This window comes from Gluconobacter morbifer G707, assembly GCF_000234355.1.
GTDB lineage: Bacteria > Pseudomonadota > Alphaproteobacteria > Acetobacterales > Acetobacteraceae > Gluconobacter > Gluconobacter morbifer.
On the sequence record NZ_AGQV01000004.1, the window covers coordinates 67,996 to 90,385 of the forward strand.

The 22,390-nt window shown below is 61.5% G+C and carries 18 protein-coding genes and 1 riboswitch; of the genes, 8 read left to right on the forward strand and 10 right to left on the reverse strand.

Translation table 11 applies throughout. The features are described from left to right. Nucleotides 1-137: 137 nt before the first annotated feature. The 4 genes from GMO_RS07245 to GMO_RS07260 all read left to right on the forward strand — a co-directional run bounded on the left by GMO_RS07245 (nt 138) and on the right by GMO_RS07260 (nt 4,969). Nucleotides 138-1,259: a sensor histidine kinase gene (locus GMO_RS07245; RefSeq protein ID WP_008851683.1), complete on the forward strand. Its 1,122-nt coding sequence runs from the start codon at nt 138-140 to the stop codon at nt 1,257-1,259. Next, nucleotides 1,256-1,861, forward strand: coding sequence for a response regulator transcription factor (locus GMO_RS07250; protein WP_008851684.1), 606 nt, complete (start codon nt 1,256-1,258; stop codon nt 1,859-1,861). Before GMO_RS07245 ends, GMO_RS07250 begins: the two co-directional genes overlap by 4 nt. Nucleotides 1,862-1,953: 92 nt before the next feature. Continuing rightward, a complete protein-coding gene (locus GMO_RS07255) occupies nt 1,954-2,370 on the forward strand; it encodes a J domain-containing protein (RefSeq protein ID WP_008851685.1) in 417 nt (138 codons plus the stop codon). 76 nt (nt 2,371-2,446) lie between these two features. Further along, entirely contained in the window at nt 2,447-4,969 is a 2,523-nt protein-coding gene (locus GMO_RS07260; protein ID WP_040508597.1) for an excinuclease ABC subunit UvrA, read from the forward strand. A gap of 223 nt (nt 4,970-5,192) precedes the next feature. On the opposite strand, the gene GMO_RS07265 is transcribed toward GMO_RS07260, so the two are convergent. The 6 genes from GMO_RS07265 to rpe form a co-directional block, all read right to left on the reverse strand. Further along, nucleotides 5,193-5,786, reverse strand: a complete 594-nt coding sequence (locus GMO_RS07265; RefSeq protein ID WP_008851687.1) for a LutC/YkgG family protein — start codon at nt 5,784-5,786, stop codon at nt 5,193-5,195. Beyond that, on the reverse strand, nt 5,783-7,294 hold the full coding sequence (locus GMO_RS07270) for a lactate utilization protein B (RefSeq protein WP_008851688.1): 1,512 nt from the start codon (nt 7,292-7,294) through the stop codon (nt 5,783-5,785). Before GMO_RS07270 ends, GMO_RS07265 begins: the two co-directional genes overlap by 4 nt. Next, a complete protein-coding gene (locus GMO_RS07275; RefSeq protein ID WP_008851689.1) occupies nt 7,291-8,034 on the reverse strand; it encodes a (Fe-S)-binding protein in 744 nt (247 codons plus the stop codon). Before GMO_RS07275 ends, GMO_RS07270 begins: the two co-directional genes overlap by 4 nt. A 395-nt stretch (nt 8,035-8,429) precedes the next feature. Beyond that, nucleotides 8,430-9,551 (reverse strand): glycosyltransferase family 4 protein, encoded by a 1,122-nt coding sequence (locus tag GMO_RS07280; RefSeq protein ID WP_040508643.1) that lies wholly within the window; start codon nt 9,549-9,551, stop codon nt 8,430-8,432. Nucleotides 9,552-9,562: 11 nt separating this feature from the next. Beyond that, nucleotides 9,563-11,341, reverse strand: coding sequence for a heparinase II/III family protein (locus GMO_RS07285; RefSeq protein ID WP_008851692.1), 1,779 nt, complete (start codon nt 11,339-11,341; stop codon nt 9,563-9,565). Nucleotide 11,342: 1 nt separating this feature from the next. Continuing rightward, entirely contained in the window at nt 11,343-12,017 is a 675-nt protein-coding gene (rpe, locus tag GMO_RS07290) for a ribulose-phosphate 3-epimerase (RefSeq protein WP_008851693.1), read from the reverse strand. Nucleotides 12,018-12,168: 151 nt separating this feature from the next. Between rpe and GMO_RS07295 the strand changes: the two genes are divergently transcribed. Further along, nucleotides 12,169-13,428 carry an AGE family epimerase/isomerase gene (locus GMO_RS07295; RefSeq protein WP_008851695.1) on the forward strand — a complete coding sequence of 420 codons (1,260 nt, stop codon included), beginning with the start codon at nt 12,169-12,171 and terminating at the stop codon, nt 13,426-13,428. Here the strand turns inward: GMO_RS07295 and GMO_RS07300 are convergent. The 3 genes from GMO_RS07300 to GMO_RS07310 all read right to left on the reverse strand — a co-directional run bounded on the left by GMO_RS07300 (nt 13,422) and on the right by GMO_RS07310 (nt 17,430). Beyond that, a complete protein-coding gene (locus GMO_RS07300; RefSeq protein ID WP_008851696.1) occupies nt 13,422-14,009 on the reverse strand; it encodes a YdcF family protein in 588 nt (195 codons plus the stop codon). The genes GMO_RS07295 and GMO_RS07300 overlap by 7 nt on opposite strands. After that, entirely contained in the window at nt 14,006-15,229 is a 1,224-nt protein-coding gene (locus GMO_RS07305; protein WP_008851697.1) for an MFS transporter, read from the reverse strand. The genes GMO_RS07300 and GMO_RS07305 overlap by 4 nt, the downstream gene beginning before the upstream one ends. A gap of 119 nt (nt 15,230-15,348) precedes the next feature. Further along, complete coding sequence (locus tag GMO_RS07310) at nt 15,349-17,430, reverse strand: S46 family peptidase (RefSeq protein WP_175282593.1); 2,082 nt, start codon at nt 17,428-17,430, stop codon at nt 15,349-15,351. A gap of 145 nt (nt 17,431-17,575) precedes the next feature. Then, a riboswitch (TPP riboswitch) is annotated at nt 17,576-17,706 on the forward strand. Between the two features lie 93 nt (nt 17,707-17,799). On the opposite strand from GMO_RS07310, the gene GMO_RS07315 reads away from it, so the two are divergent. The 3 genes from GMO_RS07315 to pnuC are packed head-to-tail and all read left to right on the forward strand — an operon-like array spanning nt 17,800 to nt 21,998. Continuing rightward, nucleotides 17,800-20,298, forward strand: coding sequence for a TonB-dependent receptor (locus tag GMO_RS07315; protein ID WP_008851699.1), 2,499 nt, complete (start codon nt 17,800-17,802; stop codon nt 20,296-20,298). 1 nt (nt 20,299) lies between these two features. Continuing rightward, nucleotides 20,300-21,439 carry a phosphotransferase enzyme family protein gene (locus GMO_RS07320; protein ID WP_008851700.1) on the forward strand — a complete coding sequence of 380 codons (1,140 nt, stop codon included), beginning with the start codon at nt 20,300-20,302 and terminating at the stop codon, nt 21,437-21,439. Nucleotides 21,440-21,443: 4 nt separating this feature from the next. Then, a complete protein-coding gene (gene pnuC / locus GMO_RS07325) occupies nt 21,444-21,998 on the forward strand; it encodes a nicotinamide riboside transporter PnuC (protein WP_008851701.1) in 555 nt (184 codons plus the stop codon). A gap of 48 nt (nt 21,999-22,046) precedes the next feature. Here pnuC and GMO_RS07330 read toward each other — a convergent pair whose 3' ends face one another. Further along, complete coding sequence (locus GMO_RS07330) at nt 22,047-22,385, reverse strand: hypothetical protein (protein WP_008851702.1); 339 nt, start codon at nt 22,383-22,385, stop codon at nt 22,047-22,049. Nucleotides 22,386-22,390: the final 5 nt, after the last annotated feature.

Sequence of the window (22,390 nt, forward strand, 5' to 3'; positions counted from 1 at the left end):
ACGGACTCGGCAGGATACCGCTCCGCCGGGACAGGACAAACGATCACCACGGCTGTTCCGGAGGCGGCTTTGTCCGCTTCCGTCAGGGCGGCATCATCGGGAACGGATGGACTGACAACAGGGTTTCGCAAACGGTCATGACGCCTGATCCTTCAGCGCTTCTTCTGTCCAGCCGCAAGACGAGCTGGCCGCGTTTCAACCAGTATCTGATCGCCTATCTGGCCTATCTGCTGCTGTATCCGCTGCCGTGGTTCCTGAATCACAAGCCCACTCCGGCCGGCGTCCTGTTTTCCATTGTCGCTCTGGCCGTTTTTCTTCTGATGTATTTCGCCCCATACCGAAAAGACCGGTATTACGGCCTCGGCGAAGTCATCATGACGGCCTTGCTCGGATTTGCGACCGCATGGACGCATGGCGACTGGGTTGTCTACAACATCTATGCCACCGGCATGTGCGCCCGGCTTCCCGGCCGGCGCAAATCCATTCTCATGGTTGTCATCCTGCAAGCCGGTCTGCTGGCGTTCTGCGCGTTTCAGGGCAAGTCCCTTCTGGCGACGGCACTGGGGATGTTTTTCAGTATCCTGACCTATATCGGTACATGGATGCAGTGGGAGCTGGGCGTACGCAATCTCCAGCTCCAGGACGCACAGCACGAGATCCGGACCCTCGCCGCCACGGCCGAACGCGAGCGCATCGCACGGGACATGCATGATCTGCTGGGGCATTCCCTGACCGTCATTGCCGTCAAGGCAGAACTGGCGGACCGGCTCTCCGCGACCCAGCCCGAACAGGCTCACCAGCAGATACGGGACATCGCTCAACTGGCCCGGGCAGCACTGCGGGACGTGCGGGAAGCCGTTTCGGGAATGAATGGCGCTTCCTTCCAGCGGGAACTGGAACGGGCACGCAAAATTCTGGAAGATGCCTCCATCATGCTGACGGTGAAGGGCATGGATAATCTGCGCGACCAGCCCCAGAACGAGGTTCTGGCCATGAGCCTGCGCGAAGCCGTCACGAACATCCTGCGCCATTCGAACGCGAAACACTGCTGCGTTACCCTGTCCTGTAACGCGTCAGGGCTGCTTTCCGCCTTCAGCATCGAGGATGACGGCCCTCTTCAGGGCGGTCAGCCTCCGGACCGTCTCGTGGAAGGAAACGGTCTGCGCGGAATGCGCGCGCGCCTTGCGGCATCAGGAGGATCGCTTTCCCTCATCCCCACATCCCGGAGCCTCAGATTGACTGCGACCATTACGCCATGATCCGACTTGTCCTTGCCGAAGACCAGACGGTGCTGCTGGATGCTTTCGAGACACTGCTTGCTTTCGAGGAAGACATGCAGGTGGTGGGCCGGGCCGCTGATGGCCGGCAGGCCTTCGCACTGGCCTGTTCGGAAAAACCGGACGTGATCCTGACGGACATCGAGATGCCCGGTCTCACGGGCATCGAACTCGCCGAGGAGATCCGCCGGGCCGCCCTGCCGACGAAGGTCATGATTGTCACCACGTTCGGTCGCCCGGGGTACCTGCAGCGCGCCCTTCAGGCTGGAGTGCGGGGATATATGCTCAAGGAAGCGCCGATCACCCAGCTGGCCGACGCCATCCGCAAGATTGCGGCCGGCGGACGCGCCATTGCGCCCGATCTGGCGGAAAGCGTGTGGGATGCGCCCCCTGATCCGCTGTCGGAACGGGAACGCGCCATGCTGCGCCTCGCGGAGGCGGGACGGACCAACCGGGAAATCGCGGAAGACCTCTCCCTGTCGGCTGGGACGGTCCGGAACTATTTTTCTGAAATTGTCCAGAAACTGGACGCCCGCAACCGGATCGAGGCCGGGAGGATCGCTCGTAGCAATGGATGGCTGTAACCGCAAATAAAAAACAGTTGAGTTCCGAAAGGGGGTCAATGCCCGGTCAGACGTGATAGGCTGGCGTGATAACAGGGACGGACGTACCACTCATGAAGATTCTTGCGATCATTGGGGCTCTATTTCTGGCCTACTGGGGGCTGACCCATATCGGGCTTCTCCTGGTCATCATCTGGGCTTTCATGAAAGTCTTTCTGGTTGTCCTCGGCGCGCTGGCCTTCGTGGCGCTTGTGGCATGGCTTTCGATGCGCGCCCGGCGGACTGTCAGCAATGCTCCATTTCAGGCTCCCTTCCAGCCGGCCTCCCCGAACCGCACATGGTACGAAGTCCTGCGCGTGAACGAGAGTGCTTCGCCGGAAGAAATCCGCGCGGCGTATATCGACCGGCTTCAGGAGTATCACCCTGACAAGGTTGGCGCGATGGGCGACAGGCTGCGCCGTCTTGCGCTGGAGGAAACACAGGCCATCAATACAGCCTTCCAGCAGGCGCGGATTTTGAAAAACTTCTGAAACGGGGCGTTTGCGGACGCCCTATCTCCCATGGTCATGGAAGGTTACACTTGCATGACCCTTCAGGAGATTTCTCATGTCCCGGCAGCTCCCTCCTTCCCATGACATGATCCGCGTCCGCGGCGCCAGGGAACACAACCTCCGCAACGTGGACGTGGACCTTCCGCGGGACAGGCTGGTGGTTGTGACGGGTGTTTCCGGCTCAGGGAAATCCTCCCTCGCTTTCGGAACGATCTATGCCGAGGCGCAGCGCCGCTATCTTGAGTCCGTCTCTCCCTATGCCCGCCGCCTGTTTGACCAGATGCCGGTGCCGGTCGTGGCGTCCATCGAGGGGCTTCCGCCCGCCGTGGCGCTCCAGCAGCAGCGGGGCGGCAGCTCCAGCCGCTCCAGCGTCGGCAGCCTGACTACGCTCTCCAACCTGTTGCGGATGCTCTATTCCCGCGCAGGGACTTATCCGCCGGGCCTGTCGAGGCTGGAGGCCGAGTCTTTTTCACCTAATACGCCCATGGGGGCCTGTCCGAAATGTCATGGTCTCGGCAGGATCTATGACGTAACGGAAAAGACCCTCGTACCCGATGACAGTCTGAGTATCCGGAACCGGGCTGTTGCCGCCTGGCCGACGGCATGGCAGGGGCAGAATTTCCGCGACATTCTCATCACCCGGGGGGTCGATGTGGACTGCCCCTGGCGCGATCTGCCGAAAAAGACACGGGACTGGATCCTGTTCACGGATGAAACGCCGACCGAACCGGTCTATCCCGGCCGAACCCACGAACAGGTTGTGGAGGCCATCCGGAAAGGCGTTCCAGCGGATTACAACGGGACGTTCAGCGGCGCGCGGCGCTATGTCCTGCACACTTTCACACAATCTCCCAGCGACAAAATGCGCCGGCGCGCGGCATCCTTCATGGTATCCACGCCCTGTCCGGTCTGTCACGGGCAACGCCTCAACCCGGAAGCCCTGCGGGTCACGTTCGATGGACAGAACATCGCCACGTTCTCGGACAGAACGCTTGAGGACATCACCAACGCGCTTCGGGCTTCACTCAGGACGCTGAGCACAGGAAAAGACGCCACCTCTGTCGCGGCGCATGGCATTGTGGACGCCATGATCGGGCGGATTGAAGTCCTGCTGGATCTGGGGCTGGGCTATCTTCAGCTTGACCGTGGGGTTCAGACCCTGTCTCCCGGCGAATACCAACGTCTGCGTCTGGGAACGCAGATCCGTTCCAACCTGTTCGGGGTTGTCTATGTGCTGGACGAACCGAGTTCCGGCCTGCACCCCGCTGATACGCAGGCCCTGCTCCGCGCCCTGGACGGATTGCGGGATGCGGGAAATTCCCTGATCGTGGTCGAGCATAATCCGGATGTCATCCGTCGGGCGGAATGGCTGGTTGATGTCGGGCCGGATGCGGGCGAGCGGGGCGGAAAGATCCTTTACAGCGGATTGCCTGACGGTCTGCGGAATGTGCGGGATTCCCGCACGCGTCCCTATCTGTTCGATCCGCTGCCGTCGCGTCAGACTCCCGTCCGGAAGGCGAGCGGCCATCTCCAACTGAAAGACATTTGCTGGAACAATCTGGACCATCTGGCGCTTCGGCTTCCACTCGGGGTTCTGGTTTCCGTGACGGGTGTCTCCGGCTCCGGAAAATCCAGTCTGGTCGGGCAGGCGCTTGTGGCGGTGATGGCGCGGGCGCTCGGCCAGACGGTCGAACTGGAGAACGAGGACGATACACCGGAAGGCGTCCCGCTGCCGGAACAGGCCGAACCACAGGGACATCTTGAAGGCGGAACCGGACCGGTCAGACGCATGGTCATGATCGACCAGAAACCGATCGGCCGGACACCACGCTCCAATCCTGTAACCTATACCGGTCTGTTCGACACGATCCGGCGCCTGTTCGCCGAGACTGCCGAGGCACGCAAACGGCGCTATGACGCCGGATGGTTTTCCTTCAATGTTCCCAAAGGACGCTGCCCCCGCTGTGAAGGTGTGGGGACGGTAGAGGTGGAACTCCTTTTCCTGCCGACTGTACAGACGCCCTGCCCGGTCTGTCATGGCAGCCGCTACAAGCCCGAAGTACTTGAAATCCGCTGGAACGGGTACAGCATTGCGGATGTACTGGACATGAGCATTGATGATGCTGCCGAAGCGTTCGCCGAAATTCCCGCCCTCGCCCGCGGTTTCGAGACGCTGCGTCGTGGCGGGCTGGGCTATCTGCGGCTGGGACAGCCCGCCACACAACTCTCCGGCGGGGAGGCGCAGCGCATCAAACTGGCGACGGAGCTTCAGAAACAGCGGAGCGGCCATGTGCTCTACGTGCTGGATGAGCCGACTACCGGGCTTCACCCTGCGGACGTGGACAGGCTGATGCTCCAGATCCAGGCGCTCGTCGATCAGGGGAATACCGTCGTTCTGGCGGAGCACGACATGCGTGTGGCTGCGGCCAGCGACTGGATCATCGATCTCGGTCCCGGTGCAGGTAACCGCGGCGGAAAGATCGTGGCGGAAGGGCCGCCAGAGACAGTGGCTCACGCACCAGACAGTAAAACTGCTCCCTTTCTGCTGCCCTATATCTCGCCACGGGATCAGGACTGACACCTTTCCCGTACGCCTGACCGGACTGTTCGGCGGCATTACGCCGGTGCATGACAGGGCGTGACGACTGACGGGAAACAGGCCGTAGGGAAGCAGGGTGACTTCCCAACGGCCCTGAATGCGCCTGCAGCGTCCGGGAGGAACCGGAATTTCAGGGCCGGATACCCCTGTTACAGATCAGGATCCCGGAAGCTGCTGTCTTTTTGGGACCGTGCTCCGGTCCTCAGCCTGCCGGGTGGAACAGGAGGCTCAGTGAGCGCACACCCTGCGCACCATGGACCAGCACGCCCTCGATATCTGCCGTTGCAGACGGACCACTCTGAAAGACGGCGTAACTGGCCTGTGTCCATTCCGGACGCTGATAGGCGTTATGCAGGTTGTAGACGATCTCCTTTGGGTCCAGCAGCACGATGAGATGCTGCGGCAGGAAACCGCTCGTATTGATGAGAAGCTGCTTTTCCGTAAAGCACAGGGAGCCCGTCTCCGCGACCCCGAAGGCGGCCCGCAGGATCCCGTATTCTACGGGTGCCAGATCCGCAGGCTTCATGCCGTCCTTCAGTTCGAAATCCCCCGTGACTTCAGGCACGCAGGACAGGACCGGACCAGGATGGACGATCGCGGCATTGACCGGAGCCATCGGATTTTGCGCATCCGGGGTCAGGAGCCGTCCGCCCATCCGCTGGAAGGCCGCATTGAATTTTTCCATCAGGTCCGTTGTCGCGGCAGCGGCGTCATAGAGCGGGACCGTCGGACGGGGACGTTTTTCGATCCGGTCCTTCGAGCGGATCGCCTCGAGGATTGCCTCACGCGAGCTCATGCCTTTTTCCCCCGGTTCTTACGATACCATTCATTGAATGTCTGTTTGGGCGCTTCGGGAACGTCACGATGTCGTCCCCAGGTATTGAGTTTGTTGTAGATCATGAAATGCGGAAGATGACGCAGCGCGCTTCGCCCCAGTGGCAGACTGGCGCGATAGAGATGCGGCGAGGACAGGACTTCGCCCGCAGCCTTCATCATTGTCTTCTTGACCAGCGGGATTTCCCCCTGCCCCGCCAGATTCTTGCGCCAGTCCGCGATCTGTTCGTGAATGTTGATCTTGACCGGACAGACATTGGTGCAGCTGCCGTTCAGCGTCGAGGAATATGGCAGGTTGCGATATTTGTGCAGGTTGTAGGTCGGATCGATGATCAGCCCGATCGGCCCGGCATAGGTTGCGCCATAACTCAGGCCGCCACTGCGCCGGAAGACGGGGCAGGTGTTCATGCAGGCGCCGCAGCGGATGCATTTCAGTCCGGGCCAGAACTTCTCCATGTTCAGGCGTTCGCTGCGTCCGTTGTCCACGAGCACCACATGCATTTCGCCGCCCTCGCGCGGGCCGCGGAAATGGGACGTGTACTGCGTGATGGGCGATCCCAGCGCGCTGCGGGACAGGAGACGCACGAAAACCGGCAGTTCGTTCAGGCCAGGGATGAGTTTCTCGATCCCGATGGACGCGATATGCAGCGGGGGCGTATTGGCGGAAAGATCCGCGTTGCCTTCATTCGTGCAGGTCACGAATGTTCCCGTTTCCGCCAGCACGAAATTGCCGCCGGTCATGCCGGCCTGTGCCGAAAGGATCAGCGGGCGCGTGGCCTCACGCTGGCATTCCGTCAGGTAATGGGCATCCGCATTCCCCGGATCGGAACCGATCGTGCGGGCAAAAACACCGGCAACGTCCGTCCGCAGTTTATGGACAGCGGGGACGACGACATGGCTTGGCGCTTCATCATCAAGCTGCTGGATGCGCTCACCGAGATCAGTCTCGATGATTTCCACCCCTTCCTTCGCCATGAATTCCCGGAAGCCACATTCTTCCGTCAACATGGACTTGCTCTTGATGAGCCGCTGAACGTCATGTTTGCGGAGGATATCCAGGACGATGGCGTTATGCTCAGCCGCGTCCTTCGCCCAGTGAACCTTGATGCCGTTCGCCGTGGCGTTCTTCTCAAACATCTCGAGGTAATCATCGAGGTTGGAGAGAGTATGTTCCTTGATCTGGGACGCCAGATCGCGGAGTTCCTCCCATTCCTCAATGCCGTGCATTTCCTTGTCGCGCTTCTGGCGCAGATCCCACAGCCGCGCATCATGCATGGCCTCATGCTCGGGCGCTGCAATGAAACGGTTCGCGGCCTCGGACTGATCCACGGGGTGGTTGCCATGGATTTTCGCGCCGCGGGGCTGCGGTTCGATGAGGCGGGATTTCAGTGGCTCTGAAGACGCCGCCCCATGCGTGAGCTGGGAGGTGCGTGAGGGGTCCTTGAGTTCGCCGTGCAGATCGTCGCTCATACCCGTGCTCCATTCAGGATCTGGGCGATATGGATGTATTTCAGGTTCGCCCCTTTCCGCCGCGCACAGCCTTCCTGATGCATCATGCAGGAACTGTCGGAGGATGTGATGTATTCCGCGCCGGACCGCATCTGATCCGTCACCTTGTCTTCCCCCATCTTGGAGGACACGCCTTCCTCGAACACGGAGAAAGTTCCGCCGAACCCGCAGCATTCATCCGGCCGCGTGAGATCGGCGAATTCGATGCCCCTGACCATGCTCAGAAGCGCTTTCGGCTTGGAGAACGGCTTTTCCCGCCGTTCCGTCATGCTGGCGATCCGCAGGTTGCGCAGGGTGTTGCAGTTGTTGTGAAGAGCGACCTTGTGCGGAAATTCCGCCCAGGGAAAACCATCCACCTTCAGGACGTCGTGGAGAAATTCCACCAGTTCATAGGTCCGGCTGCGGACATGGGTCACGGCATCGGACTGTTCGATGGCCGTCATGTTGTTGCGGACCTGGTTGGTGCAGCTTCCGGATGGCGTGACGATATAATCATATTTTTCGAAATTGCGGACGAACAGTTCTTCTGTCTTTGCCGCTTCGCGGTCACACCCCGTATTCGTCATGGGCTGCCCACAGCAGGTCTGGTCTGTGGGGTATTCGACCGAAAGCCTGAAGCGTTCCAGCAGTTCCAGTGTCGCAATCCCTGTTTCGGGGTGAAACATGTCGACGTAACAGGGAACGAACAGACCGATCTTCATGAGACGATACCTTTGTCTTCATTTATCTAGCGCGGGAGTACATTCCTGAAGGTTTCCCAAAATTAAAAGACACAATAATGAGAACTTCAAAGTTTTCACAAAAAAGATCAGGGCGGTACTATAATAAAGGAATATGGACATCAAACATATTCAGAAAAAACAATAACAATCACATTGTAATATCGTTGTTTTCAGGAGGTCTTCTTTCTTCCTTTTAATATCCGTTTTTTCGACGTTAAATGAAAATACGATCCATGATCGTCATGTTTTCTTCTTTTCGTTCAGGAAAACCAGCTTTCGTTTTTCCTGCGGATGAACGTCTTCTTTCCCGTCTGGCGCATCCGGCCCGACAGGCTGCCAGTTAGTGGTCCCGCGCGTCAGATCAGAACAGGGGCTCAGCCTGCGGCTGCGTTTTCGATCAGTGCCACGACATGGGCCAGGATACGGCGCTCGTCATAATGGCTGACAGCCCTTTCCCGTGCGGCCCGCCCCATCTGTTCACGCAGAACGGGATCCTGAACCAGCCGGTACAGGGCCCGGGCCAGCGGAGCCGCGAGCCCCGGTGGCACCAGAAAGCCGGTCTCCCCGTCCAAAACCTGTTCACGGGGGCCACGAACGTCTGTCGCCACGACCGGCAGGCCTGTCAGCATGGCCTCGATGACCGACATGGGCAGGCCTTCGAAATGACTCGGCAGGGCAAAGACATCCGCTGCAGCCAGAAGCTCCGCCACGTCCTCGCGATATCCCAGAAGCTTCAGGCGTGGGCCGAGGCGGCTCCTGGCGCGTTCAAAGGCCTCTTCGAGATCGTCCCCGTGATCCGAAGGCAGACGCTCTCCCGCCACCCACAACTCAGCATCAGGCACATCTTCCATGGCTCTAAGCAGTTCGGGGTGGCCCTTGTGGCGCACCAGACGGGACACGACAATTACAACGGGACGGTCATTCGGCACGCCCAGATCCTGACGGATACGGAGGCGGGTCCTGCGGTTCGGGTGATACCGTTCCGGGTCCCGTCCATTGCCGATCGCGACCGGATGCGAATTCAGATGCAGTCTGCGGGCGTCCTGGGCCTCCTCGCGGGAGACAGTCATGTACAGGTCCGTGATCCGCCCGGCCAGCGCTTCCAGAACAAGCGACAGAAGCCGCCGCCGGAGCGGTCCGGGCTGGTTGAACAGGAATCCGTGACACGTATAGGCCACGACCCTCACACCACACAGACGACCGGCAAACCGGGCCAGAATGCCGCTGATGGGCATATGGCCGTGAAGCACGTCCGGCCTTTCCCGCCGGATCAGCCGGACCAGCGCCACGAACGCCCGCAACTGCGCCACCGGTGAGAGCGAACGCGCCATGGGAACAGAGTGGACCGTGAATCCTTCTTTACGCACGGGGACCAGATGCGCCCCGTCCGCGCAGGCTCCTGCCACGTCGTGTCCTGCGGTGCGCAGAGCGCGCATCAGGGGCAGGAGAAACTGCCGCAACGCAAAATCGACATTGGTGACTTCGAGAATCTTCAGCGGGCGTCCCCTCATTCGGGGATACGTTCCAGCAGCCAGGTCACGGTCTGATGCGTCAGTTTCCGCACTTTTCGAGGCGTGGCCTTTCGGGTGACCGACGTTGTGGCCGGCGCTTCCCCTGCTGTTTCCGCCTTCGGTGCGTCTGCCGCTTTTCCGGACTGTTCTGCGGCGGCTTCGGGTGCGGCCTGCCCGGCTGCATCGTTGTTACCGGCCTCGCCAGTTTTCTCCACGGACGTTTCTTCCACCGGGGCGGGTTGGACGTGCAGAGGCGTAATGACGATCTGTTTCGTCACTTCCCGCTGTCCCCGGCCCAGATAGACGTCGTCTTCCAGCCGCATGGCTCCACCACGCTGACGGAAACGCCAGATGAGACCACCGGCGCGGAGGATGATGTCCTCGTCATCGGGCAGGACCCAGACGTCGGGATGCACATGGAAACGGATGGCGAAGTCGACTTCCCGTTCGCCTTCGAGGATTTCCTGACCGCGGAAATCCTCTCCCTCGTCGCCCAGATAAAGATGGCGCGTCCATTTGACGCCCAGCGGAGCATGATATCCGTCATGCGACAGGCTCAGCCAGTGTGCCTCGCCATTTGTCTGATGTTCTGCCGTGACGTGTGGCGGTCTGCGCGTGACATGACCGTCCGGACCGAAATCCGTGGAAGACAGACCGCCCGCGACAAGAACCGTATGGGCCGCGCTGCTGCGCATGGCCTCTTCCCAGGGGCCGGTCATGGCGCTGCCACAGTTGACGAACAGGCGATGCCGGTGATGGGAAAACTCGAAGGACAGGGTTCCGGCATGTGCCGTCCGGTCGAACCCCGCTGCAGCCGGACGTCCGCTATCGACGATCAGGAGGGATTTCCCCAGCCCCAGACGGCTGAATTTCCCGCGCGCCATGGCCGGAGCAATCAGCTTCTGCCGTGCACCCAGTGCGAGGACATCATCCACTTCATCGGCACTGCGCTCATTGGCGCCATTGAACACCGCCAGTGCGCCATCACCGTGACAGAAGGCCCGCAGCACCGGGCAGACCTTGTCCAGCGCGGTTTCAATATCCGGTGGAACGCTCGCATGCGCCGTACGGAACATCACGGACATTTCCGCTAGTTCACGCGCCACGCGGAACTGTGCTTCGGGGCTGCGTTCCGCCACCATGCCATCAGACAGGATCAGGCGATCGAGTTCAGCGGGCAGATAGCGAAGGTACCGGGACATGAAACCCGTATGCTCCGGCATAGCCATCGCAGCCGCCAGCAGGCCGCGCAGAGCGGTCAGGCCGCACCAGCCCTGCGGCGGAAGCGGCAGGAGTGCTGCGATGGTCCGCCCCTCCAGCAGCATCCGCTCCATCAGGCGGTGCTGGAGTTGCCGGTCAGCAGAGGCCAGACAGAACTCGTGATTGGACAGCCATGACGCCAGACGCGATCCGGTCACGCAGGCGTTTCTGATCAGCGGGTCCGTCGGCGGGTGGGACAGCCAGTCCTGGACAAGGGCACGGGCCGTCAGTCGGGCTTCGTCGCTGCCGAGTGCCCGCAGGTCCCGCAGCCAGCTGAAGCCATGCAGCCATTCCCGCGCGGGTGCGGGCCAGGGACCGCGTTCCCAGTCCCCGTGAGGCAGACGATAGTCCTGACGATCGAAGCGGAAACGGCCGCCGATCAGTCGTGCGCCCTGTTCGGGATCGCCCTTCCAGGGGTCACGATAGGCATGGACAGGCCCTTCGGATGGTGTCCCGCCCACAGGCAGCCGTGCAAGGGAAAGGCGCAGGCCCTGAAACCACTGGCGAAAGGACATATCAGGCTGTCTGTTCCGGGAACGGTCCTTCAAGTGTGCGGATGGCGGCGTCGCGGTCTGGCTTTCCGAAAATGGCAGAGCCGGCAACGAGCATGGTTGCGCCTGCCTCCGCGACCCGGGGTGCCGTCACCGGATCTATGCCGCCATCCACGGCGAGGATGATGTCCCGTCCGCTTTTGCGGATCATTTCCGACAGGGTCCGGATCTTCGGAAGCTGGCTTTCGAGGAAGCTCTGCCCGCCGAAGCCGGGATTGACGGTCATGACGAGAATAATGTCCACGAGGTCCAGCACTTCCGACAGGGCGACAGGCGGAGTCGCGGGGCAGATGGCGATGCCGGGACGGCAGCCGAGCGCGCGGATCGTCTGGAGGGAGCGATGGACGTGGGGTGCGTTCTCGATATGGACGGTGATGTGGTCCGCGCCGGCCTTTGCCGTGGCTTCGAGGTACAGATCGACCGGGTCGATCATCAGATGCACGTCGAATTTCGCGTCCGTATGGCTGCGGAGTGCGGAAATGACAGGCGGTCCGAAGGAGATGTTGGGCACGAAATGGCCGTCCATGACATCCAGATGCACCCAGGGCGCACGGGAGATGGAGGCAATTTCCTCTCCGAGGCGGGAGAAATCAGCAGCCAGCAGGCTGGGCGCGACAATGAGCGAGGACCATTCTGTCATACTGTCATGTATCGGCAATGCCACGCCCTTGCGCAAGCAGGATCGACACCTGCACGCATCTTCGTGAGCGGCGTTCTGGCGCCCTGCAGAAAACCCGATCCCGTCTGATGCGTCCTGACGGCACTTCGGCTTTCTCCTGAAAGGGCCCTTCATGACCGACCGTCTTTCTCCGACGCTTCTGAGCCGCGACAGCTGGATCCGCCGCCCCTCTCATCGGGCATGGCTGGAAATGCAGGGGCGGCGGCTGCTCGATTTCAGCAAGGCGGGCTGTGTCGATGGCGGATTTGCAGGACTGGACCTGAAAGGAAACCTGCCGAAAGACGTGAAGGCAGAAGCCACCCTGACGGCGCGGTGCGTCCATGCCTATGCAGCTGCCGAACTCCAGGGCATCCCGGGGAGTGCACCGCTTGTGGCGCATGGCATCAACGCCCTGCTCCATCCCCTCTGCGACCAGCGGCACGGTGGCTGGCTGCATTTTGCGGATAAGCCTGAGGACCGCAAACAGGCCTATCTTCATGCATTTGTGGCCCTTGCGGCCTCCTCGGCCGTGCTGATCGGCGTGAAGGGAGCAGAGGCGCTGCTGACGGATACGATCCATCAGATCGAGACGCATTTCTGGAGCGATAAAGAAGGTGTGATGCGCGAAAGCTTCGCCGCCGACTGGACGGACGAGGAGGATTACCGCGGCGCCAACAGCAACATGCACTCCACGGAAGCCTTCATGGCTCTCGCCGATGTGACGGGAGATATGAAATGGCTGCATCGTGCGCTGCGCATCGTGGAGCGTTTCGTACATGAACTGGCTGCTGGACAGGGGTTTGCGATGCCCGAGCATTTCAGTCGGGACTGGGTCCTGCTTAAGGATTACAACCATGACAAACCCAACCACGACCTGCGGCCTTATGGGATGACGCCGGGGCATTTCGTCGAGTGGGCCCATCTGACCCTGAAGCTTGAGGCGGCCCTCGTGCGGCATGGAGAGCAGGCTCCGGGGTGGATGCTGCATGATGCGCAGGCGCTGTTCGAGACCGGGATGGAGACCGGATGGAACGTGGATGGACAGCCGGGTATGATCTACACCATCGACTGGGAGCGCAGGCCTCATGTCCTGTCCCGGGCGCACTGGGTTCAGGCCGAAGCGTTGACGGCGGCAATCAACCTGTCCAAGCGGACGGCCAATCCCCGGTACGAAAGCTGGTACCGGACGATCTGGGATTACATCGACACGACACTGATCGACCGGGACTATGGAAGCTGGTTCAACGAGGTCGCGCCGGACGGAACGCCTACCCAGACCATCTACAAGGGCAAGCTCGACCTGTATCATGCCTATCAGGCCACGCTGGCGCCGATGCTGCCGCTGGCTCCGTCACTGGCAACGACGATCGCGCAGATTGGTGTGCCTTACTGAGCAGAAGGCAGACTGGCCTTTTTCGTCAAAACATAGACGGGGAAGGCCATGGCTTCGCGGAACAGGTACCAGATCTGTGGGAGGCGGACGGTACGTGTCGGGGCGGCGGAAACGCTTCGGACACCGGCATGACGAAGCGCCCAGCGCGCGCGGTCGATATGGAACCACTGGGAGACGACCACCGCGCCGCGGGGACGAAGGGCGGCCACATGCAGGGCTGTCAACCATGTATTGTTGCCGTGCGAATCGATGATAATGGCGGAGGCCGGGACACCGCGTGCCTCCAGCCAGCGCGCCATGATGCGGGCTTCATCTTGAGCTTCATCTTGATGGGTGCGGCGTTCGATGGCACCGCTGACCATGAGTGTCGTGACCGTACCGCTATTCCAGAGGTTCCGGCCTTCTTCCAGCCGTTCTTGCAGGGCGGGACGCGGGTGGCCGTCTGCGGTGACGGCCGTGCCGAAAATGACGCCTATCTGCGCGGGACGGGGACGGGCGCGGAACCCTGTCAGACCCAGAACAGTCATCCAGACCGCCAGCGCGCTCCCGGCCAGGAATAACAGACGAAACAGGGCTTTCATCGGGGGGCATCTTTTTCCGTCTGCTCACGCAGCATGTAGAGGAAACCGACTGCTGCTGTCGCCACACCGGACATAGCGCCCACGCCCAGCGCCCAGCGGGGACCAAAGGTGTTCGCGACCCAACCGACGATTGGCGCGCCGAGGGGGGAAGCTCCGGCGAAAACGGCAAAACGGATCGCGAGGACGCGGCCGCGCATGGCGGGATCGCTGGCGAGCTGCATGTAACTGTTGCTGATGGCGGTGAAGGTCAGGGATGCCACACCGAGGATGACAAGGGTGGCGGCGAACATCCAGTAATCAAGGGACACTGCACCCAGCAGGCATCCAAGCGCAAAAAGCAGCGACCCGCGCGGCAGGGCGCCAAAGCCGATGTTTTTCCGGCTGGCAACCAGAAGGGCGCCAAAGATTGTACCGATGGCCATGGCGGAATTCAGCAGGCCGTAGCCATGTGCACCCACATGGAAGACAGTGACTGCCATAGTGGAGACATAGATCGGAAAGTTGAAGCCGAAGGCGCCGACCAGAAACAGCATCAGCAGGATGATGCGCATGTCGGGCCGGGCCCAAACGTAACGCAGGCCGCTGGTAAGGCCTTTTTCTTCTGGCGCGTGCAGGCGCGTGCGGTGCAGGTCCTGCGAGCGGATGGAGAGGAGGGAAAGCAGCACGCCATAGAACGAGAAACCGTTCAGCACGAATGACCAGCCGGACCCCAGCTCCGCAATGCAGAATCCCGCTATGGCCGGACCGATCATACGCCCGGCATTGTAAGACATGGAATTGAGGGCGACCGCATTGGGAAGATCCTCTTCCCCCACCAGTTCGCCCACGAAGATCTGACGAACGGGACTGTCGAAGGCTGCGACGGAGCCACTGAGGAGGGCGAACAGATACACCTCCCAGAGTCGGACCATGCCGCTCACCACCAGCAGCCCCAGACCGATGGCGAGCGTGCCCAGCGCGGCCTGCGTCAGCAGGAGGAAGCGGTGCTTGTCCACCCGGTCGGCCACCTGGCCTGTCCACAGCAGCAGAAAGAGCGGCGGCGCAAGCTGGAGGGCCATGACCGTTCCGACAGCGGTGGCGTTATGGGATGTGAGTTCCGTCAGGACCAGCCAGTCCTGTGTTGTCATCTGCATCCACGTTCCGACATTGGAACACAGCGCGCCCAGAGCCCAGATACGGTAATTGCGCCTGCCCAGGGAGCGGAAGACATGCCCCATCATGGACGATGCCTCCCGGTACGGGAACACGGACAGGACGGACAGTCAGACATCCAGCCAGTGTCGGCGTTCTTTCCCCCGATGTCGAGGGACGTTCGGCCTGAACGCCCCTCACCTTTGGCTTACAGGTGTCCCTGTTCCAGTTCCTTCGCCAGGGCGTCGGCGTGATAGACGGTTTTCAGGGCCGCCATGATGGAGCTCGTATCGGTTGCGACCGCGCGGTTGCGGCTGCCGTCGTAGTAGAGGTCCCCGGCGAGGCTATCGAGGTTACCATCAAAGATCAGCCCGACGACGTCGCCCTTGCGGTTGATGACCGGGGAGCCGGAATTACCGCCCACGATGTCATTCGTCGAGACGAAATCCAGTTTTGTGGACAGTTTGAGACGCGGCTTCGCATCCAGCCAGACCTGCGGCAGGCGGAACGGGTCGCTGCCGGTGGCATGGCGGTACATGCCTTCGAAATCCGTGAAGGGCGCGATGGTCCGTGCGCCGTCCTGCCAGCCTTTGACCGTCCCGTAGGACAGGCGGGGTGAGAAGGTGGCGTCCGGATAGAGCGTATCCGCACTGCCTTCCGCCTGCGCGCGGGCGAAGCGGGCCCGGGCGATGGCGCCCTGCGCCTCACGCATCGGGGCTTCGATCTGGTCGCGCCGGCGTTTGCGGATCTCGTCCAGCGTGGGCTCGAGCTGGAGAGCCAGGACGATCATTGGGTCCGTGGAGGACTGGATGGCCTTTTCTCCACCCCTGTAGAGCGCCATGCGCTGCGCCGGATCGCCCAGTGTCGTGCCCTGCATCAGTTCGGCGGCGCGTTCATCGGGGCTGCGGCTGCCGAGGATACGGTGCACGGCGGGATCATCCCCACCGAGCATCTGGCGCATGGTCGTCAGGTTCAGGGACAGGGTCATCGTGTCCAGATCGCGATGGACGGGTTCTTTCGCGCCCAGTTCGGCCTCCAGTTCCGCCAGTTCGGCGTCATGGTAGCCATCGCGGCGTTCGGTATCCGGTTTCCGGCGCTCCCGGGCTGCGGAGACAAGCATCACGGCGTCTGCCAGCAGGCCACGAAATACATGGCCGACCGCGAAATCATGGACGTAATACTGGCGCTCGATCGAAAGTGCCTCATCGACTTTCGCAAAGGGCTGACCGTATTCGCGGCGGCGTTCCGGCGTGGCGTCGATCCAGGCCTGAAGCGCGTGGTCCTGTGCTTCGCGGCGGGCGATCACTTCGGGCGCACGGAGCGCCCTGACGGTGCCGGAAAGGGATTTCAGCCCGTTCTGGACCCCGAAAAGCGTGTTCTGCGCCTCGACCAGATGCTCCCGGCTCTCACGGGAGAACTGCCAGAGCGCGCCCTGCATGGTGGAATAGGCACCAATGATGGTCGGCAGGCTGACGTCACGCTGGAAGGTCAGGGCGCTGGCGGGGAGTGTGCGCTGAGTGGTGCCCGGATTGCCTGAGGTGAAAACGAGGTCGTCCGCTGCGGGGCCATTGGGATCGAAATGGAAGAAAGGCGTGTGGACGGGTTTTCCGTCTTCGAAGACACGCAGCATCGACAGGTCGATGTCATAGCGGGGGAAAGTAAAATTGTCCGGATCGCCGCCAAAGAAGGCGATGTCCTGATCCGGGGCCATTACGAGGCGTACGTCCTGATAGCGGCGGTAGCGGTACAGGGCCGTCTGTCCGCCGTGATAGAGGGTGACGACATCACAGCGCCAGTGCGTGGGGTCACCGGCAGCGCAGTCTTTCGTCAGGGTACTCCGGGCGGTCTGGAGCGCTTTCGCATAGGCGGCGCCGTGCTGGCCGGTGGTCAGTTTCGCGACCTGTGCGGTGACGTCCTTCACCTGGTCCAGCCGGTCCAGCTCCATGCCCGGGCATTGTGGCTCTTTCGCCAGTTCCGTGGCGGAAAAGCCGTCATGGAAATAGTCATGGTCCCTGTCGGACAGGCCAGAAAGACAGGAATTGGCGCAGTGATGGTTCGTCATCACCAGTCCGTCCGCTGAGACGAACGACGCCGAGCAGCCTTCCGCAAGACGGGCCGAGGACTGGATGACGTGGCTGATCCAGTCAGCGGATGGCTGGAAGCCATACTGCTGCTTCATCTGCCGCACGGGAAGGTGATCGAACGTCCACATGCCCTCCTCTGCATGAGCGGAGCCGAGCACCGTACCGGCGGCCAGCAGGGCGGGCAGGAGACGTCTGAGCAGGGACATGACCATCCTTGTCGCAAGTGTTTCTGTCGGAAAAGGAAAAGCATATCCCGTCCGTCCCGGAGCCGGAATGGGCCTGCGCATGACATTTCGGAAAGATGGGGAACAATCCCGTATTGACAATTTTTCCTGTCCGGTGGAGGTGTTGGGCTCACACCTGGGGGGCCCTGACAAGGGGCTGAGAGGCTGCTGGCATCTTCCATGAGGGAAGTGCAGCGCAGCGACCCGTCGAACCTGATCCAGTTCACACTGGCGGAGGGATGGTGCCGTGTCTGACGTTACGTTTCCGACCTGTATTCCGACTGCACTGCCGGGCCTTGCGCCCTTTCCGCCAGAGCTGGTTCATGCTGCTCAAGTCGGAAAGGTCCGTTCATGATTCCCGTACCTGCCATACAGGTCCGTGCCCCGTTTTTCCTTTACGGCCCTCTCTCCGGTCCCGTCCGGATACGGTATGCGCTTCCCATCATGCTGGGCGCCAGCATCTGGCTTGCGCCGTGTCTGGCGCGGGCTTCGGACAAGACCGCCCGCACGATACCTCCGTCCCATGCATCCACCCAGACTCCGTCTTCTCTTCCAGCCTCTCCGGTGTCCCGTTCGTCGGGTGGACGGCAGGCGGCGCCGAAGGCCGAGCATATTGTCGTGCATCGGATCGCGGACAGTGCGCAGGGGAACCAGCCTGGCGGGGGGCTGATCCATATCCAGACGGGCGACCGGTCCGTCAGTACGGTCAGCCAGGATTTCATTGAAAAGCAGGCGCCAATGGCCACGGCTTTCCAGCTGGCGGCGATGCTTCCGGGGGCAAATGTCTCCACGTCCGATCCCATGGGGTTCTCACCCAACACAGATATCAGCGTGCGTGGACTGGGGGGGGATTCGATCGGCTATGTCTTGGAAGGCATGCCGCTGAATGACGTGGCGTATTCCTCCGGTACGCCCAGCCAGTTCGCAGACAGTGAGAACTATCAGGAAATCGCTCTCTCGCAGGGCGCGGCCGATCTGGACAGTCCGGTCCTGAATGCCGCCGGAGGGCTGATGAAGCTGACCTTCCGCGATCCGGCACTCAAGGCCGGGGGAGATGCCAGCGTGTCGTATGGTTCCTACAACACCAACCGGGAGTTCCTGCGCCTCGACACAGGCGACATTGCCCATTCCGGTGTGCGGGGGTTCATTTCCTACTCCCATGGCGCGACCGACAACTGGCGCGGACCAGGGCGGGACGAAAAGCAGCATGTCGATTTCAAATTCCTCAAGGAGTGGGGACAGGGCAACCGGGCCAGCCTGCTGGGATCGTTCAACACGACCATCACGAGCTGGTATCCCGAGCCCAGCATGAGTTCCTGGAAATCGGACGGGATCGGAGGAGCGAACAACCTTCTGGCCCATTATGACAGCAGCAATCAGGAGAACGGCGTGAATTACTGGCGGCTGTGGCGGGATGCGGAACGTACGATCTATGGGGCAGCTCCCGTCCATCTGACATTGACCGATCACCTGTCGCTGGATGTCACGCCCTATGCACAGATGGCCTATGGCAACTGGCCCGGTGGCAGCACGCTTTCCGAAAGCGGGCTCTATCAGGGGACGCAGGCGCTGTCTGACACCCTGAACCTGCCCGGTGCGCAGGATGGCACGGCCGTGATGCGGGCAGACTATACCCAGCGCAGTTATCGCTCCGGCTTCACCAGCGCACTCCATTACCGGACCGGATGGAACGACTTCGTTATGGGGTACTGGTACGATTACGGGGACGACAACGAGCAGCAGCCTTTCACGGCGGTGCAGACGAACGGCTCCTCACAGGACATCTGGGCGGAGAATGGCCGTTCCCTCATCCGGCTGGCGGACGGGCGGAAACTGCTGGGCGGGAGTTTCCATACCATTTCGCAAACCAATGCGCTGTTCGCAGGGGATCACATGTCCCTGTTCCACGACCGTCTGGCCATCGATCTGGGATTCAAGGTCGTCATGTTCGGCTACCGGGGGACGAACAGTCTTCCAGGGCCGCAGTACCGGGTCGGGACTGACAGTTTCGAGCCTCTGCCGCGTCTGGGCGTGCGCTGGCGCATCGATGACGCCAATCAGCTTTTCTTCAACGCCACGACCAGCTTCCGCGCGCCGGACCAGACGGCGCTGTACAATACCTATGACCCGTCTTCCGGAGGGGTGGAGACCAGCGGGACATCCGATCTCCGCAACGAGTATTCCATTTCCGAGGAACTGGGATATCGCCGGACAGGACGCTGGATCATCGGCAACCTGACGCTGTTCAACTACAATTTCACCAACCGCCAGATTTCCACCCAGGCCGTGCAGAACGGCTCCATCATCAGCACGACGATGAATGCTGGAGGCCAGACCTCCCGCGGTGTGGACGTGGAGATCGGGCTGCGGCCGTGGCACCATTTCAGCCCCTATGTCTCGGGGGAATATCTGCACGCGACCATCGACAACGATCTGATGTCCGGTGGTGACCTGCTGCCGACGAAGGGAAAGATTGCCGTGCGCAGCCCCACGCTCCAGGCAGCGGCCGGGCTGAGTTACGATGACGGGCATATCTTCGGTGTGGCGACAGTGCGCTATACCGGTCATCAGTACGCGACCTTCATGAATGACGAGCGCATGCCCGATCACACGACCGGAGACATCGCCATCGGCTACCGCTTCTCGGATCATGTCCATCTGCACCGGCCGACGCTGCGGATGAACTTCATCAACATCACCAACGAGCACTATCTCTCCGGCGTCGCCAGTCCGACCCTCAACGCAAAGGACACCACCGGCGTCTACGGAACTACCATCGCAGGAAGTTCTCCCGCCTATTACATTGGCGGCGGGTTCGCCGCCCTCTTCACCGCTTCCACCGGGTTCTGAGATGTCCGAGACGGTGGGACAGTTCGGGGTCAACGGGCCGGAAGCCAGACGGGACTGGCCTGCCCTGGAACAGGCGGAAGCAGCCGCTGTCATCGCGCATTTCCCGCTTCCCGCCGCACAGGCTGTTGTCTGGCACGGGCAGCGCCCCTTCTCGGCGAGTGGGCTGGTGCGGCTTCTGGATGGGAGTCTTGTCTTTCTCAAGCGCCATGACCGGCGGTTGCGGGATGAGAGCGCCATAATTGAGGAACACCGCTTCATCACGCATCTCCTGTCCAATGGCCAGCCCGTCAGCCGTCCTGTGCGGATGGCGGACGGAAGCTCGGTTCTGTGTCAGGGGGGATGGGTTTATGAGGTCTTTCTTCCGATGCCGGGACTGGACCTCTACTGCCAGACCCAGTCCTGGGAGCCGTTTCATACCGTGGCGCAGGCCATAGCGGCCGGGAGGGCGCTGGGCGCGCTTCACCGCGCGGCGGAAGGGTTTAGGGCTCCGGCGCGGCTGTCCCGACGACTTCTGCTTTCCACCTTCGAGGCTGTTACCTGCCCTGACCTTACCGACGGGCTGAAACGGTGGATTCCTCATCAGGCTGGTCTGGCAGAGGCTCTGGCGCATCGGCCCTGGCAGCACGACGTGGCCGAGTGCATCCTGCCGTTCCATGACAGGCTGCATCCTCATCTGGGGCTGATCCAGCCGGGGTGGGGCCATGGCGACTGGCATGGATCCAACCTGTTCTGGACGGACCGCTCCGGACAGGCGCAGGTCTGTGGCATTTTCGATTTCGGCATGGCGGACCGGACCTGTGCGGCCTATGACCTCGCGGTGGCCATCGAGCGCAACATGATCGCGTGGCTCACGCTGGATGACGGTGCGCCTGTCTCATATGGTCAACTCGCGGCATTCCTCCGGGCCTATCAGGAGGAACGCTGTCTTTCCGCGGACGAGCGCAGGCTTGTGCCACTGTTCCTGCCCCTGGTGCATGTGGAATTCGCCCTGTCAGAAGTCGCGTATTACAGTGCCCTTGTGCATGATCCAGCCTCCGCTGAGGTGGCTTACACCGATTATCTTCTGGGACATGCGCGCTGGTTTGACAGCGCGGCGGGGCAGCACCTGCTCGAACGGCTCCCTGCCCTGCTGACGGCCTGATGACATGTCCCTGACCGAACTTTCCGGCGCGGTCATAAGCGCCCTCGGCGTCTGGCTGAGCGCATATCGCGTCATGGCGTGCTGGCCGGTCTCGCTGCTGGCATCGGTGTTGTATGGCTGGATCTTCTTTCAGGCACATCTTTATGCGGATACGACGTTACAGGGTGTTTTCTGCGCGGGCATTCTTTACGGCTGGTGGTGCTGGCGGCAGGACCGGGACGTTTTTTCCAGCCTTCCCATCCGTGCGCCCGGAACGCGGCAGATCCTGTGGGGTGTGCTGGCCGCTGCGGTTGGGGGAACGGGATGGGCGGTCGTTCTGGCGCGCTGTACTGATGACCCGACGCCGGTCATGGATGCGTTTCTGAGCAGTTACAGCCTTCTGGGGCAGTTCTGGGGCACGCGCCGTTACCGGATTACATGGCTGCTTTGGATCGTGATCGACGTGATTTACGTGGGTCTTTTCATCAGCCGCGGACTTTATCCGACCGCCGTTCTCTACGCCGGTTTTGTCCTGCTGGCGTTTCATGGTTTCCGCCAGTGGACGGATGCGCGCGACTGACACTGCGGAAAAAACCCGCCCCGGAGAACCGGGACGGGTGAAGCGGTGTCAGTTCGTGGGCGTATCTTCTTCAGGAAGCGGCTGGACCTGGGTCAGCTTGCCAAAACGGTCATAATAGAAAACCGATGTTCCGCGCCGCTCGGCATAGCCATCCGGCTGCCCGTCCTTCGTCTGGAACATGAGCCGGAAGGCGTCCGGCTGCTCGATGACCTTGTCTCCGCGCGGACGATACTTGTACCGGCTGAAATCCGCGTGGCTCTTGGGAAGCTGCGAATTGCGGTACAGGTCATGCATGTCGGGCTTCTTGGATCCGTCATCCGCCTCCTGTGCCAGCGCCACGCCCGTCAGTGCGAATGTGGCCAGTAAGGGGACAAGAAACCTGCGCATGGATA